Source organism: Embleya scabrispora DSM 41855 (assembly GCF_000372745.1).
Lineage (GTDB): Bacteria > Actinomycetota > Actinomycetes > Streptomycetales > Streptomycetaceae > Embleya > Embleya scabrispora.
The window spans coordinates 16,307-31,743 of the sequence record NZ_KB889678.1; the positions used below are offsets into that span (position 1 = coordinate 16,307).

Below are 15,437 nucleotides of genomic sequence, written 5' to 3' on the forward strand. Positions count from 1 at the left end.
CCTAGTCACCTTTCTCCGCGCGGCCGACCTCGTCGGCGCGCGCGATGCTCAGTGGTACGCCGGCCACGGCCCACGAGTCGGGTTCCGTCGGCTGGGCCCAGCCGCGGATGACCGACCGGTCGACGTCGAGGGACTCCTCGATCACGTCGGTCAGGCGTGCCAGCAGCGCGGTGCGTTGTTCCGGGGGGCGATGGGAACTGACGTGGCAGACGAAGAACGGCGCACCGATCTCCCCCGGCGCCAGCGGTCGGCCTCCGACGGCTGCTCGTCCCGGATGGGTGTGGATGAAGACGCGCGTGCGGTCGATCGGCGTCTCGAGCGTGTCGGCGATGACCCGGCTCGCCCGCGTCAGCAGTTGCTCGTACCGCCGGCGGTCGGCGATGTCGTCACCGAGGTACAGCATCAGGATCGGCATGGGTCACTCCGCCTTGATCACGATGGAACCGAGGTGCGTGAAGTGCGCCGCCACCCGCGACCCGGGGTGCAGCGGCACCGCCTCGGTGAGGCCGCCGGTCAACACGACCCATCCGGCCTCCAGCGCCTGCCCGCGCTTGGCGAGTTCGTTCGCGGCGAAGGCGAGAGCGTGTGCCGGGTTGCCGAGGATCGCTGCGCCGGTCGCGCTGTCGACGACCTGCCCGTCGACCTCGAGCAGGCAGCCCTCGAGCGCGAGGTCGAGCCCGTCGGGCGGGAGTTGCAGCGAGCCGGTGATGTAGCGACTCGACGAGTTGTTGTCGGCGACGACGTCGGGGAGTGTGAAGGAGAACCCCGTAAATCGGCTGTCGATGATCTCGATGCCGCCCACGACGCTCGCGACGGACTGCATCGCGCGCGCGGCGGTCACGCCCGGGCCGCAGAGTTCGCTGCCCAGCACGAAGACGATCTCGGGTTCGGCCCGCGGATGGATCAGCCGGTCGGTCGGCACCGCCGTCCCCGGGGCGAGTTCCATCGTGTCCGTCAGCCAGGCGATCGACGGGGTGTCGACGTGCATCTGCCGCTGCTTGGCCACCGACGTGAGTCCGAGCTTGACCCCGACGATCCGCTCCCCGCGAGCGACCCGGAGCCGGACCGCCAGGTCCTGGGCACGGTAGGCGGCGTCCAGGTCGAATTCCGGCCAGCGCGACGCGATGCCCTCGGTCGGGGTTCGCCGGGCCTCGGCGTCGAGAAGCAGTTCGGCCACGATCTCCGATGTCCACGAACGCTCGGGGCCGGCCATCAGGCGGCTTCCTGGGTGTCCGTGGCGAAGACGGCGCCGACCGACCCCAGCCCGGCGAGGTGCGCGCTCACGGTGTCGCCCGGGCGGACGGACTGGGCACGCGTCATCGCCCCGGAAAGAATGACGTGCCCGGCCTCCAGCGTCACGCCGAGCGATCCGAGGGCGTTGGCCAACCAGACCAGCGAGTTCAGCGGCGACCCGAGCACGGCCCCTCCCGCACCTGTGGCAACGACCTCTCCGTTGAGGTGCAGCACGCACCCCGCGAGCCGCGGGTCGATCGACCGCGGTGAGACGGGGTGACCTCCCAGCACCACGCCCCCCGACGAGGCGTTGTCGGCGATGGTGTCGACGATCGTCAACTGCCAGTCACGGATCCGGGAATCGATGATCTCGATCGCCGGCAGGAGGCAGTCGATCGCTCGGACGGCGTCGGCCATGGTGACGCCCGGCCCCGAGAGGGGTCGCGCGAGGATGAATGCGATCTCGGGCTCGATGCGCGGCTGTATGAACCTCGTCGAGGGGATCGGGAAGTGCCCGAGCTCGAACATGCTGCGCATGAGGTGTCCGTAGTCGGGCTGGTCGACGCCGGTCTGGATCTGCATCGCGCGCGACGTGAGACCGACCTTGTAGCCGACGATCTCGTCACCGCTCTCGATCCAGCCGGCGACCTGCTGCTTCTGGATCGCGTAGGCGTCGTCGACACCCAGGTGCGGATGACCGTCGATGACGGGGTCGGTGGCCTCGCGACGCTCGTAGGCGCGGCTTAGTCGCTGCGCGGTCGCGCGATGTACGGCGGCGTTGTGGGTGTTGTCGTGCTCAACCAGGCCCGCAGACATGCTGGTGCTCCTCATCAGTACGTTGAGCGGCCGCCGGAGATGTCGAAGACGGCCCCGGTCGCAAAGGAACATTCGGGTGAGCTCAGCCAGGCGAGCAGAGCTGCGACCTCCTCGGGGCGACCGAGCCGGCCCATCGGGATCTTGGAGGTCATGTAGGCGACGTGCTCGGGCGTGGACTGCCCGACCATCGGGGTTGCGATGAGCGCGGGCGTCACCACGTTGACGAGCACGCGCGTGGCGACCAATTCTTTCGCGAATGCCTTGGCGAACGCGATGACGCCGCCCTTCGACGCGGAGTAGGCCGCGGCCCGCGGATTGCCCTCCTTGCCGGCGACGGACGCGAGGAGGGCGATCCGGCCCGCGTCGGACCGGCTCAGCGCCGGTGCCGCGGCGCGACACATGCGGAAGGTGCCGCCCAGATTGACCCCGACGACCGAGTCCCACTCGGCGTCGGACGTGTCGGCGACCGGGTCGTTCGCCCCCGGGATGCCAGCGCAGTGCACCAAGGCATCCAGTCGTCCGAGAGCGTCGACGGCATACCGCACCACTGCGGCGCACTCCTCGCCGTCACTGACGTCCACGCGTACCGCCCGTGCGGTCGATCCGGAGCCGGCCATCTCGTCCGCGAGCTCCGCGGCGGCGTCCACGTTCCGATCGGCGACCACGACGGCGTACCCGTCGTTCGCCAGCCGGAGTGCGGTGGCGCGCCCGATGCCCGACGCGCCGCCCGTCACCAGTACGACCCGTTGCTGATCACTCGCACGCTTGGTCCGATCCATGCATTCATCCTGTTGAGTTCGCCTGGGGCACACCAGATCGAAGAACTGGAGTCCGCTATCCGCAAAGTGGATCGGTCGGGGTCGGATCCACTGCGGTGCCGTAGGAAGGACCCGACACATTCCGGGTTCCGCACAGATCCGTGGACCCGGCCGACTCTCCGTGCCGAAGCGCCGTCGTCGCCGGCTGCGGACCGCACGGCGGCCGTCCCGGCGCGGACGACGAAGAGGGGGGTATGACCGTGCAGGTTGACTGGCTGACCAGCTTCGTTGCCGTCGTCGACCACGGAGGCTTCGCGGCGGCGGCGGAAGCGATCTTCCGTGCACAGTCGCGGGTATCGGCGCACGTCGGATCTCTCGAACGGGAGTTGGGTGTGCAACTGTTCGACCGCCGTGCGCGGCCGGTGGCCCTGACGCCCTCCGGCGAGGCGTACCTGGCCTATGCCCGCGGCACGCTGACACAGCTGGACCTCGGACGCAATGCGGTCGCCGAGGTCAACGGCCTGATCCGCGGCCAGCTCGCGGTCGCGGCGCACCCGAGCGCAGCCGCGAGCTTCCTGCCGCGGGTGATCCGGGACTTCCGCCGCCGGTTCCCGGGCATCCACGTCGAACTCGTCGAGGAGTTCGTCCACGTCGACGAAGCGTTGCTGACCGGCCGGGTGCAGTTGGGGCTGCGCCCGCGCTACCCCGCGACCCAGGACGGACGCCTGCGGGGGGTCCCTCTGTGGAGCGAACCGATGCGCGTCGTCGTTCCCGCGCATCACGAGCTGGCGCGCGTCGGCGAGCCCGTCCGCACCGAGGACCTGGGGCTGTACGACCTCGTCGTCCCGGGCCACAACCTCGGCCAGACGGAGGCGTATCAGATGCTGCTCCAGCACGACGTCACGCCGACCGTCGCATACCTGACCAACATCCCCCAGACGCTGATCGCGCTGGTCCGCAACGACCTCGGCGTCGGGTTCACGAACTCGCTCGCCGTCGACGGCTGCGGGCACGACGGTGTGTGCGTCCTGCCCTTGGCGGACCCGGCGCTCGTGCGCGAGGTCGCTGCCGTGTTCGAGACGAGTCAGGAGTTCGCCGTCATCCGCAGCCCGTTCTGGCAGGCGATCCTCGACGCCCCGCTGCCGGCCGGCACCGTCGACCTGCGCCCGGCCCCGATCGAGGCTCCAACTCAGCGGTGATGCGCCGCGGCGTAGTGCCGGGCGAGAAGGTCCTTGCCGTAGTCGTTGCCGTTGGGCGTCCGCACGATCGTGTGGACGTGGTACGGCTGCGGCTCGGGGTTGTCGAGGAACACCCCTGAGTGGTTGTCGTACTCGATCAGGATCACGGGGCTGTGGACCCGGTAGTAGAACGGCTCACCATCACCCCAGCCGCCCATCCACAGAACGTGTGTCACGTCGAGATGGCGATCGATCTCGGCCTGCCGCGCCAGGCGTGAACCGTCCGGGAGCACTCGCAGGTAGGGCCGGACGAGGTTGCGCAGCAACGTCCGCTGCTCGCGGTCGAGGCTGTCGCCGGAGAGCCCCTCGTAGGGCAGCACCAGGTTGTCCTGGCCGGCGCCGGCGACGTGTCGACCGTTGATGGGTCCGGCCAGATGCGGTGGCAGATCCGCGTTGCGGATCGACCGGTACGCGACCGCTCGGTCGCGCTGTGCTCCGTTCAGGGCGTCCATGAAGCGCACGCCCGCCTTGATGTGTTCGGCGAACAGTTCGTGGCCGTCGAACTCGGTCCCGAGGAAGCTGGGGGTCAGCACGACCTGACCGCCCACGATCAAGCAATTGAGGTCGAGGTGATGCCCCATCAGCTGCCAGCCCCACGGCTCCGTCTCCGACGGTTCGCCGAAGATGGTCAACCAGTACATGTACTCCTTGAGCGTGTCCTCGTAGCCCGCACACAGCTCGCCGAGGCGGGCGTTCAGCCGCATCGCCGTCCGGATGTCGTCCATTCCGGCTGCCGACACCGTGGCGCGGACGAGGTCCATCGCCAACCCACGCCGGTCGGCGCCGAGTTCGTCGAGCAACACCCCGTGCTCCGGGAAAGTCAGAAACGCGTTGATCCAGTGCTGCCACTCCACTGCTTCGACGGACAGGACGGCCTTCCGCCTGTGATCCGCGTCGAGACAGTCGAGCCAGGCGCGGGCCGCCCCGGCGATGACAGCCGTGGAGAGCCCCTCGTCACGCAGCCCGAAGAGGTCGGGCCGCGGTACGCCGTCTTCGGTGACCCCGACGAAAGACTGTGCCGAGGTATGGAGGACCGGGGCAGCCTCCGACACCGCCGCGAACACCTCCGGCCCGAGCGGCATCATCGACGCGTCGATGTGGCCGCGGCGGAACGGGCGGCGGACGGGGCTCGGTCGGGCCCCTCGGTAGACCGTCCGGTCGTCGTCTGAGGGCATGACATTCCTCCGATCACGGTTCGGGTGACAAACAGGAGTTGTGGGCAACCGATGAACGGTCGCGACACGCCGCCCGTCCGGGGTGGTGATCCACTCGGGAGCTCGAATTCTGCGAGACCGTAACACCGGGAATCGGCCCGGCGAACCGAACCGGATCTCGAACCTCGCAGGTGATCGATCCGGATCCCGGATAGTGACCCAACGCCTTTGGATCCGGGGGCGCCAGTGGTGCCCTGACCGGATTGGTTCGTGGCGTTGGTGTTCGGCGCTGTCGGCCGGAGTCTCGGTTGGAGGGTCCTTCGGGGTTGTTCGGGTCGTTCGAGCGGGAGGGTGCGGGTGGCCGAGGGAGTCGTGGTACGGCGGTCGAGTAACAACATCGGGCGCCGCGTGCAGGCGATCGTGCGCCGGGACCGACCAGTGTCCGTGCCATCGTCCGCCTCCTCCAGGCGGACGATGGCACCGTGCGGGATGTGATCCACCGGTTCAACAACTCGGGATGGAAGCCTGCACCCACGGTCGACGGGAGGCCGTCCCCGCCTGTCGACGCCTGACGACGAGGACTTCGTCGTGGCGACGGACACCACACGCCCGACGAGACTCGGCCTGCCGTCAACCCGCCGGCCCATCCGCAGACTCACCGAGCACCTGCCAGGACTGCCGACCCCACGCGCACGCGTCGGCACCGAGGTCCTGGGCGCCTTGTCGGACCGCCGCAGTGTCACGTTCCAAACGGATCGAGCACGTCACGCGGCACTTTCCCGACCGGGTTTCGCGAACGCGCCGCCTACCTCTTGACGAACGGGTTGAAGGCCGGTCTCTCGACGTACTGGCCGTTCACGATCTCGTTCGTGAACGTGATCGGGTTGACGATCCTCGGATAGTCCTTGAGCGGGCCGGCCTGGTCGAACGACAGCGATTCGAGCCAGTAGAACTTCATGTTCTCGACCTTGTTCATGGCACCGAGCACGCTGGCACGAGTGATTGGCCCCTTGATGTCCTGGGCGACCTGCGCAAAGAGCTTGACCGCGAGCCAGGCGTTCAGGCCGACACCCGTGATGACCTTCTCGTCCGGCGCGTACTGGGCCATCGACTCCGAGTACGCCTTGCCGGTCGGATTGGTCGCGTTGCTGGACGGTGTACCGACGCAGACGTAGTTGCCCTCGGTGATCTTGTTGCCGGCCTGCTTGATCAGGTCGGCGGAAACCGTGGCATCGCTCATGACTGTCTTGAGGGCCGACTTGCTGGAGCTGATGGCCTGCCACAGGGCTAGGTTGGCCTGCGGAGTCATGCTCGAGACGACGACCTGCGCACCGGCATCGTCGAGCTGCGAGACGTACTGCGTGAAATCGGTCGCGTCGGCTGGGACCTCGATCTTCTTGACGATCTTGACGTCGGACGTCTTGGCACCGGCCTCGAAGTAGGAGTTGAGCGTCCCGACGGCCGGCGTCGAGATGTTCATGACGCCGATCCTGCTCGCATTGAGGTACTTCTTGGCGACCGCCGGCATGGCGGCGAAGCCAGGGACACCGGCAGACGTCGCGAAGCTCATCGGACTCCTGGCGTCGGAGTCGGACACCAGGGAGACACCCACGTTGGCGAGTTTGGCCGCCTCGATGATGGGATTGATCTGGTCGCCGAAGAGGCTGAGCCCGCCGACCAGAGCGACATAGTCCTTGTCCTGGGTCGCGGTCTGCGCACATTTCACCGCCGCGTTCGGATCGTTCCTCTCGTTGCACGAGGCGAGTTCGAGCCGGCGCCCCTTGATGCCGCCGGACGCATTGATTTCCTTGACGGCCGCCTCGGCCGAGGTCTTCATGAACGGTAGCGACGTCGCAGGGGACTGCAGCTCCGAAATCTGATAAAGCTTGATCGGCCCCGCATCGGACCCTGCCTTCTTATCGCTCGAGCCGCACGCGCTCAGCGCCATCGTGACCACGACAAAAAATACCAACAATCGCTTCATGCTGTCTCCTTGTGGAATCCGAACGAGCCCGAACTCGATCCCTGGGATCGTGTGACTCAGATCACGGCGACGTCCACGAAAGCGTGTCTCAAGACGGGCCGGTCGGTCCATGCCGAAAAGGCGACCTCGCTGATCCGGAAACCGGATAGGCAGAACACGTCGTGAAAGCTGTCGACAGGCGCTCACTTCGAGCGCGGCGGTAGATCCGCCGCGTAAGCGACGCACACAGCGCACCGATGGTGCGGGGTGTCGCGGCGGATGCGGCCAGAGCAGGCAAAATCGAGCCTGACGTCATCTTGACGACGGCGGCGACCGGCCCACACTCGGCAACCGGGCAGATAAGTAGAGCCCGTTCTGGATACTCGACAACGAGTTGACTGAGTAGTGAGAGAAACCAGATCCAGAATAAACGTCGTTCGGTTAGGGCCTGCGGAGAAACAAATCGTAGCTTCCGTCGTGGCTGGTCGTTGTTGCGTCATGGGATGTCGGAAGAAACCGAGGCGGTGCGGCGGCAAAGTTCGAGGCGTTGTTTTCCGCATCCGGACGAGCACCGGCGCCGGTTGGCCACAGGAGCGCAGGCCCGGCCGCCGGGTCATGGCGGATCAGGAAGGTGACCGTGCGGCCGGGGTACACGAGGGCACCGTCTCCCACAGGGTCGCTGAACCGGAATCCGGTGCGGCTCCGTGGGGCCGTGTACATAGGGAAGGCGGAGGCCGCAAGCGCACGGTGAATCTCGATCCTGGACTGCGGTCCGCTCTGCCGGCCCCCGTGGAGCCGGATATGCGCGGCGACCCGAAGTCGCCGCTGCGCTGGACGACGAAGTCGACCCGTCATCTGCCCGGCGAGCCGACCGGACAGGGCCACCGCGTCTCGGCGGAGACCGTGGCCGACCTGCTGCGTGAGGAAGGCTTTAGCCTTCAGGGCAACGCCAAAACCGCCGAGGGCAGGCAACACCCGGACTGTGAAGGCCAGTTCCGCTACATCAACGAGCGGGCCCGGGACCACCAAGCCGCCGGGGACCCGGTGGTCGGCGTCGACACGAAAAAGGAGGAAGTGGTCGGCAACTACAAGAACACCGGCAGCGAGTGGCACCCTGCGGGCGAGCCGGCCCGGGTTGCGGATCTGCGGCTTCCCGGACCCGGAGCCGGGCAAGGACATCAGGGCCCTCCCCGTCGCGGAGAGCCGCGCGATCGGCTTCGCGCACGACGCTCCGGAGCAGATCGCGCATTGCGGCCTCCGCTCGTTGCTCGGCCTCGACGACGGCTGAGCCCGCACATCCGTTGATCCGTTTTCCGTATGTCGAGTGCGCAGAAACGGCGTTGAACGGCCGCCGGGTGGGTGTGACGATCATGTGCGCCACCAGTGCCCCGGACGCATCGCAGCCGACCAAGACGACGTCGAACGGTTGGTCGGCGCACTCTCTTTCGGCCACGCGGCCACCCACCAGATGGAGGAGCTCACGTGGAGGACATCGCGTACTACGGCCTTATCGGGCTCGGCCCTGGTGCCATGCTCGGCCTGCTGGCGCTCGGGCTCGTGTTGGTCTATCGCGGAACGGGTGTCCTCAACCTGGCGCACACCTCGCAGGCCGCGCTCGGAGCCTACATGTATGCGTACTTCAGCAACTCGATGGGGATCCCCCTGGCACTCTCCCTGCTCGCCGCCGTCCTCTGTGCCGGCCTGTCCGGTGTCCTTATCCAGCTACTGGTCATGCGCCCGCTGCGCCTGGCCTCACCGTTGACACAGCTCATCGCATCAACGGGAGTGCTCCTCGTGATCCAGGCGGGACTGCTGCTCGCCTTCACGAGCGACGCGCAGAGCGTCAAGTCCCTCCTGCCGACGGCCCCTCTCGATCTGTGGGACGGCCGATCGATCGGTCGGGACCGCCTGCTGCTCGTAGTCGTCGCGATCGTTGTGACGACGATCTTGTGGGCGATCTTCCGCTACAGCAGGTACGGGGCGATCACCGCCGCGGTGGCCGAGAATCCGATCGCTGGGCAGACGCTCGGGCACGACCCTGGACGTATCGCGATCGGCAGCTGGTTCCTCGGCGGTGCGTTGGCAGGCTTGGCCGGATCTCTCCTCGCACCTCTGAGTGGTCTGAATCTCGTGGCCTTCCTCAGCCTCCTCGTCCCGGTGCTCGCCGCCGCACTGGGCGGCGGTCTCGTGTCCTTCCCGCTGACGATCGTCGGCGGCATCGGGATCGGTGTCGCGCAGTCCGAGGCGACGGTGCACACCGACGTCCGCGGCGCCGGAACGATCGCGACGTTCGCACTCCTGGTCCTCCTGATGCTGTTGCGCGGCCGCGCGATCCCCTCGCGTGGCTTCGTCGGCACCCGGATGCCCTCCTTGGGAGACGGCCGGATCCGTTGGGCGCTGGTCCTGCCGACCCTCGCGGTCACGATCCTGCTTGTGTGGGTCGTCCTGCCCGTGGAGTGGAACTTCGCCTTGCTGACGAGCCTGCTCGTGGCGATCCCGATGCTGTCTGTCGTGGTCGTCACCGGATATGCGGGACAGGTTTCGCTCGCCCCGTTCGCACTCGCGGGTGTCGGCGCGGTCGTCGCGTCCGAACTCGCCCACGACCACCCCGGGATCCCGTTCCTGCTGCTGCTGCTGATCGGCGGAATCTGCGCGATCCCGTTCGGCTTCGTCCTCGCCTTCACCGCGAGACGTATGCGAGGGGCAAGTCTCGGGATCATCACGCTGGGGTTCAGCGTCCTGCTCTATGCGACGGTCTTCAGCCGCAGCGATCTCGTGACGGTGCCGAGCCCGACGATCCTCGGCCTGGATCTCACGCCGATCATCGATCCCCGTCGCTATCTGACGGTTGTCATCTTGGTGTTCGTGATCTTCGGTCTGCTCGTAGCCAACCTCCGTCGTTCCCAAGGTGGACGCCGGTTGATCGCGGTGCGAGGCAACGAGCGTGCGGCAGCGTCGATCGGTATCAACGTCAACGGTGCCAAGACCACGGCATTCGTGATCTCGGCCTTCATCGCGGCTGTCGGCGGAGTGTTGCTGGCCTTCCGGTCCACCGCCGTCGTCTACGGCAACTTCGACCCGTTGTCGTCGATCAGCCAGCTTGGCTGGACGGTCATCGGTGGGCTCGGCTGGATCATCGGTCCGCTCGTCGGCATGACGTTCGCGAGTGGAGGTGTCGGCAACCAGGTCGTCGCCTCGGCCTACAACGACCAGTTCGCGTGGCTGCCGATGGTCGGTGGCGTGGTGCTGCTCGTCACGATCCTGCTCAACCCTGATGGAATCGTGTCGGTCAACGTCTCGCTGGTCCGCCGTCTGGCCACTCGTCGCCGGCGCAATGCGCCGGCGCGGATCCCCGAGCCGGCGACACCACGATTGCAGCGCGGCACACGGACACGTCGGGCCCTGACCCTGACCGACGTCAGGATGTCGTTCGGCGCGGTGCACGTACTCAAAGGCGTGTCGCTCACGGTCGAGCCCGGCACGGTGCACGGGCTGATCGGGCCGAATGGGGCGGGCAAGACGACGCTCCTCGACGTCATCAGCGGCTTTGCGCACCCGCAGAGCGGGCAGGTCTGCCTCGGCAACGACTCACTGCGGCGGATGCCAACCTGGAAGCGGTCGCGACTCGGGATCGGCCGGTCGTTCCAGAGCCTTGAGCTGTTCGATGACCTCGACGTCTACGACAACATCCGGGCGGCGTCGGAGATCAACCGTCGAGACCGTGTGGTCCGCGAACTGATCCGGCCGCAGGAGGTTTCCTTGAGCCCAGCCGGCTGGGAGGCCGTGCGCCTCCTCGAACTCGACGGTGTTCTCGACCGCCGCATTGAGGAGCTCTCCTACGGCAAACGGCATCTCGTGGCGATCGCCCGGGCACTCGCCACCGACTCGGACATCGTGCTGCTCGACGAACCGGCCGCGGGTCTGGACGAGGTCGAGACTGCGGAACTGCGTACGCTCATCCGCCGGATCGCCGAGCAGAGCGGCGTTGGTGTCCTGCTGATCGAGCACGACGTGGAACTGGTCATGGATGTCAGCGATGTCGTGACCGCCCTCAACTTCGGCGAGGTGATAGCCAGCGGTGCACCGAGCGAGGTCCGGAAAGCCCCGGAGGTCATCGCGTCCTATCTCGGCGAAGAGATCGAGAGCGTAGGCAGTGCGGATCTGACAGCCGGCACGCACGGAGGTGTCCTGTGAGCCCAATAGTCGAAGCGGTCGAGAAGAACGTACCGATACCGAGTGGCAAGGTCGTACTCGCCGCCCGCGGACTGAGCGTCGGTCACGGTGGCTCGGTCGCCTACGTGCAAAAGCTCGATCTGGAGGTCGGACAGGGTGAGATCGTCGCGTTGCTTGGCGCCAACGGCGCCGGCAAGACGACCACGCTCATGGGGCTCGCCGGGCTCCTCACAGCTCAGGAGGGCACGGTCGAGTTGGACGGCGAGACCGTAGCCACGCCTCTCCACTCCCGCGCGCGCGATGGGTTGTCCTTCGTCACGCAGGAGCGTTGCGTCTTCATGAGCCTCACCGTGCGGGACAATCTGCGGGTCGGCGGATGCGACGAGAGCGCCCTGGACTACTTCCCCGAGCTGAAGCCGCACTACTCCCGGACCGTCGGTCTGCTCTCGGGTGGCCAGCAGCAGATGCTGGCAGTAGCGCGGGCGATCGCTCGTCACCCCAAAGTCCTGCTGGCCGACGAGTTGTCGCTGGGGCTCGCGCCGATGCTGGTCGACCGGATCCTGGAGGCGCTCGTCGAGGCATGCCGGAACGAGAACCTCGGCGTCCTGCTGGTCGAACAGCAGGTCACCAAGGTGATCGGCATAGCCGACCGCGGTGTGGTCCTGCGTCGCGGTCGACTCGAACTGACCGACACCGCCGCATCTCTACGCGGTCGGATGGACGAGGTACGCCGCCTCTACCTGTGATCGCCGGAAGGTTGTCGTTCACTCACCGATGCCGCGCCGCTGACCGGCGAGCGCGCCGGCGGTCTGGACGGACTGCTGGACTTCGACGCGCAACTGCGCTCGTCGAGGCTCGCCGGTTGGGGACCGGGTCAGTGCAGGCGTCGCCCAACAGTGTGGGCGGCGAGGTGGAGAAGCTGTTGTTCCTGCGCGACCTGGACGCGCGCACACCCCGGACCTGTCCGCGCTGCCGCCGAACGGCGCCGTTTCCTGGCCCAGGTCGGGCGGCGTCCGACCTGGGCAGGCGCTCGTGCGGCGCGAGCACACCCGGCGCCACGTGATCCTGCTCACGCTGCCAGCCCAGTTCTCGGTCGACGTCATGGACTCCGTGGTGCAGCTCTTCGACCAGACGCTGTCGGGCTCGGAGTCGCGGGACCGGATCAAGCTGCGCGACGAGTTCGCCGAGCGGGCTCAAGCTCTCCGGGGAGCGGCTTGCCCTACTGGACGAGATCCTGCCCGTCCCGGCCGACGCCGGGATCCAGGACGAGGCGGTGAGCACGCTGCCGCGCGGGAAGATCGGCAGGTCCCGGTTGATCGCCGCAGGCGCCGGGCCACGGTGCGGCTCCCGCGCGAGCGCTCACATCTGCGGCTGTTGGAAGGCTCCTACGCTACATCCGCCAGTTCGCTCCGAAGGCGCTGCAAGAAGGGCGGCACCGAGGCACAGCCGCTGGTCGAGGCTCTGGAGATCCTGCGGGAGCTGAACGCCATCGGCGCCGGCAACGTCGCCGACGGCGCCCCGACGCTGTTCGTCCCAAACCGCTGGCAGGGCTACCTCGACGAGGCCGCGCCAAGGGGGACGCGACCGCCTACCGGCACTACCTGGAGCTGTGCACGCTGCTCGACGACCTGCGCTCGGGGGACATCTTCGTGCCCGCCCGGCAGAACCCTCGTCCTCACCGAGGCCCGGATCGAGGGCCCGGTGACGTTCGAGGAGGAGACCGGCACCTCCAGACGCCTCCACCCGTTCCAGCGGCCGAAGTTCGGCGAACTGCTCGCTTACGCACGGCCCGGCGGCATTGTGCACATCTCCGAGATGTTCCGCCTCGTACGAAGCACCCGACACCTCCTCGACGTGCTCGACGTCCTGCGCCAGGGCCGCCTCCCCCGCGTAGCCGCGACGGCGCGTTCCCCGCCATGGACCTCACCGCCCACCACCCACGCTCCGGAGAACCGCTGTCCACCGTGAAGTTCATGGCACAGACCCTTGCCGCAGCCGGCGACCTGCGGCGCGACCTCCGGCAGGAGCTGACGTACGACGGGCTGCGGGCCGCCGTGGCCAAGGGCAACAAGGGCGGACGCCGCCCAGCCATCACGTCCGAGGACATCAGCGACGTACGCGCCGCCTATCCGGAAGGTCGGTCGATCGCCGCCCTGGTCGGCGAACACGGCGTCAGCCGCAGCGCCGTCCGCACGGCCGTCGCCGACCTGATGCCCAAGCACACCCCGCGGCCGACCCCACGAGGATCTCGCGCCCCCGGAACTGCCGATCACCCTCTACATGCCAGGCATGGTCGCGGCTTCCTCCGCGCCGCCGAACTGGAGCCCGTCGTGCGCGCCGCACTCGACCAGCGCGTGGCCGTACTGCGCGGCCGGGGCTACACCGTCCGCGTCCCCGGCACACCCGCCGTCCCCCGGCACTGTTTGGCCGCCACTTGCCCACCCAAAACGGGGCTCAGCACTGCGGAGAGCGTGGGCGTGCCGACCTCGTCATCAGGTGCCGGGGTCAACCCCCACAACCAGGCAGACCCTGTTCGCGCAGCCCCGCACTACGCAGGCCACGTCGCGTGGCTGGGCGGAGTTAGCCCTGGCGATCTCGGAGATCGTGAGCGCGGTCCTGCGCCTTGTCCACCAAGCGGTAATCGAGAACGCCGCCGCGGATGGTCCCGGGTCGCGTCCGCCCTGATCTGCGATGCCGCATTCACGGTCCGCCCGCACATCGGGGCCGGCTCGGCCAAGACCGCCGAGGACTCGCGTCGGCTGCGCTAGGCGCCGCACATGGCAGGACCGGCGGCTCCGGCTCGGGCGGGCCGAGACACGCGTGCGAGGGATCCAGGACACGGCACGGTTCGGGCCGGGTCTCCGGCCGGACGACGAGATCGTCTTCGGTCTCCACCGAGTCAGCGGCCGATCGACGGCGAACGGCAGCTCAGCCGGAGGCGAGTACAGCGCTCGGTGCATCGCACGCCGGCAGGCGGACGGGGCGGAACTCTTGGGCAGTCCGGGTCCGCTGCGCCACCCGGTCGCGGTCTCCCCCGCCGTCGACGAGCCGGGGAGTGGGCGTTGGCGTGGCCGCCGTACCGTCACCCTCCGTGGACGACATCGGCCTCCGCACATCGACGGTTCCCCGCGGCAGTCGGCAGCGCATCAAAACCTTCCAGAACGGGTTCGGGGTGATCAGGGCGACCTGGCTGGCCTCGCAGACCACCGACACCTCCCGGATCATCGTGGCGTCCCCGAGCGGCAGGACGCGAACCCCTTCGGTGGTGCCGTTCGCCACGGCGAGCTCGTTGGTGAGCCCGACTCCGAGGTCGCTGCGCACGAGAGCGATCAGCGTCTGCGGAACGTTCGTCAGATAGGTGATCCGTGCGGTGATCCCGCGCTGCGCGAGCAGTTGCTCGGCCTCTGTCTGACCCGCGCCCGAGCCCGGGACGACCAGGTCGTAATTCGCCAGGTCCGCGGCGTCGACCGCCGAACCCCGCAGGGCGAGCGGATGCTGCGGATGGACGACCACACGCATCGGCTCGCGCCACAGCGCCACGCGGTGCAGACGGCGATCGCCGGACAACGGGTACAGCGGCCTCAGCCCCACCTGCACCCGACCGGTGAGCAGCGCGTCGTCGACCTGGGCCAGCTCCTCGATCAGATCGATGTGGATGCCCGGGTAGCGGCGTCCGAACTCCTGGATGACCTGCGGGAGGAAGGTCGCGGCAGCGCACGGGTCGGCCGCCACGGCAACGTGTCCGCGCGCGAGCTGGTTGACCTCCGCGACGGCATTGCGTCCGAGCTCGAGCTGGCCCAGCATCGCCCGCGCGTGGGTCAGGTAGGCTTCGCCGGCCGGGGTCAGCGCGACAGGGCGTGACCGCCGGTCGAACAGTTGCACCCTGAGTTCGCGCTCGAGCGCGCTGATGTGCGCGGACACTCGCGACTGGGCCCGGAACGTTCCGTTCGCGGCGGCGGCGAACCCGCCGTGGTCGACGACTGCCGTGAAGCTCACCAACCAATCAACCTGCACGACTGTTCCTCTCCGCCCGCGAGTTCACTTCGCCGTCGCCTGCAACCACGGCAGTTCGTCCTCGGGACCCGGACTGCTCACCGAGACG

The 15,437-nt window shown here is 68.1% G+C and carries 12 protein-coding genes and 1 pseudogene; 6 read left to right on the forward strand and 7 right to left on the reverse strand.

The window, feature by feature from the left end; genetic code table 11:
• Position 1 precedes the first annotated feature (1 nt).
• The 4 genes from A3IC_RS0128220 to A3IC_RS0128235 are packed head-to-tail and all read right to left on the reverse strand — an operon-like array spanning position 2 to position 2,828.
• Entirely contained in the window at positions 2 to 415 is a 414-nt protein-coding gene (locus tag A3IC_RS0128220; RefSeq protein ID WP_020553426.1) for a tautomerase family protein, read from the reverse strand.
• Positions 416 to 418: 3 nt separating this feature from the next.
• Entirely contained in the window at positions 419 to 1,213 is a 795-nt protein-coding gene (locus tag A3IC_RS0128225; RefSeq protein WP_020553427.1) for a 2-keto-4-pentenoate hydratase, read from the reverse strand.
• Positions 1,213 to 2,049, reverse strand: coding sequence for a 2-keto-4-pentenoate hydratase (locus tag A3IC_RS0128230; protein ID WP_052173841.1), 837 nt, complete (start codon positions 2,047 to 2,049; stop codon positions 1,213 to 1,215). The genes A3IC_RS0128225 and A3IC_RS0128230 overlap by 1 nt, the downstream gene beginning before the upstream one ends.
• A gap of 14 nt (positions 2,050 to 2,063) precedes the next feature.
• The gene (locus tag A3IC_RS0128235) at positions 2,064 to 2,828 is read right to left on the reverse strand and encodes an SDR family NAD(P)-dependent oxidoreductase (protein WP_020553429.1); all 765 of its coding nucleotides are present in this window, start codon (positions 2,826 to 2,828) and stop codon (positions 2,064 to 2,066) included.
• A 233-nt stretch (positions 2,829 to 3,061) separates the two neighbouring features.
• Between A3IC_RS0128235 and A3IC_RS56955 the strand changes: the two genes are divergently transcribed.
• The gene (locus A3IC_RS56955) at positions 3,062 to 4,006 is read left to right on the forward strand and encodes a LysR family transcriptional regulator (RefSeq protein WP_020553430.1); all 945 of its coding nucleotides are present in this window, start codon (positions 3,062 to 3,064) and stop codon (positions 4,004 to 4,006) included.
• Here the strand turns inward: A3IC_RS56955 and A3IC_RS56960 are convergent.
• A complete protein-coding gene (locus tag A3IC_RS56960; protein ID WP_020553431.1) occupies positions 3,997 to 5,220 on the reverse strand; it encodes a DUF3500 domain-containing protein in 1,224 nt (407 codons plus the stop codon). The genes A3IC_RS56955 and A3IC_RS56960 overlap by 10 nt on opposite strands.
• Before the next feature lie 784 nt (positions 5,221 to 6,004).
• Entirely contained in the window at positions 6,005 to 7,183 is a 1,179-nt protein-coding gene (locus A3IC_RS0128250; protein ID WP_158696126.1) for an ABC transporter substrate-binding protein, read from the reverse strand.
• Positions 7,184 to 7,665: 482 nt separating this feature from the next.
• Here A3IC_RS0128250 and A3IC_RS71405 point away from each other — a divergent pair.
• From A3IC_RS71405 to A3IC_RS71415, 5 genes and pseudogenes are all read left to right on the forward strand, one after another.
• Positions 7,666 to 8,342: pseudogene (locus A3IC_RS71405) on the forward strand (ISAzo13-like element transposase-related protein); the annotation flags it as partial.
• Between the two features lie 302 nt (positions 8,343 to 8,644).
• On the forward strand, positions 8,645 to 11,356 hold the full coding sequence (locus A3IC_RS56965; RefSeq protein WP_020553435.1) for a branched-chain amino acid ABC transporter permease/ATP-binding protein: 2,712 nt from the start codon (positions 8,645 to 8,647) through the stop codon (positions 11,354 to 11,356).
• On the forward strand, positions 11,353 to 12,081 hold the full coding sequence (locus A3IC_RS56970; protein ID WP_020553436.1) for an ABC transporter ATP-binding protein: 729 nt from the start codon (positions 11,353 to 11,355) through the stop codon (positions 12,079 to 12,081). Before A3IC_RS56965 ends, A3IC_RS56970 begins: the two co-directional genes overlap by 4 nt.
• Before the next feature lie 313 nt (positions 12,082 to 12,394).
• A complete protein-coding gene (locus tag A3IC_RS71410; protein ID WP_245599608.1) occupies positions 12,395 to 13,303 on the forward strand; it encodes a recombinase family protein in 909 nt (302 codons plus the stop codon).
• Between the two features lie 5 nt (positions 13,304 to 13,308).
• Positions 13,309 to 14,103 (forward strand): serine integrase family protein, encoded by a 795-nt coding sequence (locus A3IC_RS71415; RefSeq protein ID WP_245599610.1) that lies wholly within the window; start codon positions 13,309 to 13,311, stop codon positions 14,101 to 14,103.
• Positions 14,104 to 14,263: 160 nt separating this feature from the next.
• Here A3IC_RS71415 and A3IC_RS0128290 read toward each other — a convergent pair whose 3' ends face one another.
• A complete protein-coding gene (locus A3IC_RS0128290) occupies positions 14,264 to 15,349 on the reverse strand; it encodes a LysR substrate-binding domain-containing protein (RefSeq protein ID WP_106669027.1) in 1,086 nt (361 codons plus the stop codon).
• Between the last annotated feature and the right edge of the window lie 88 nt (positions 15,350 to 15,437).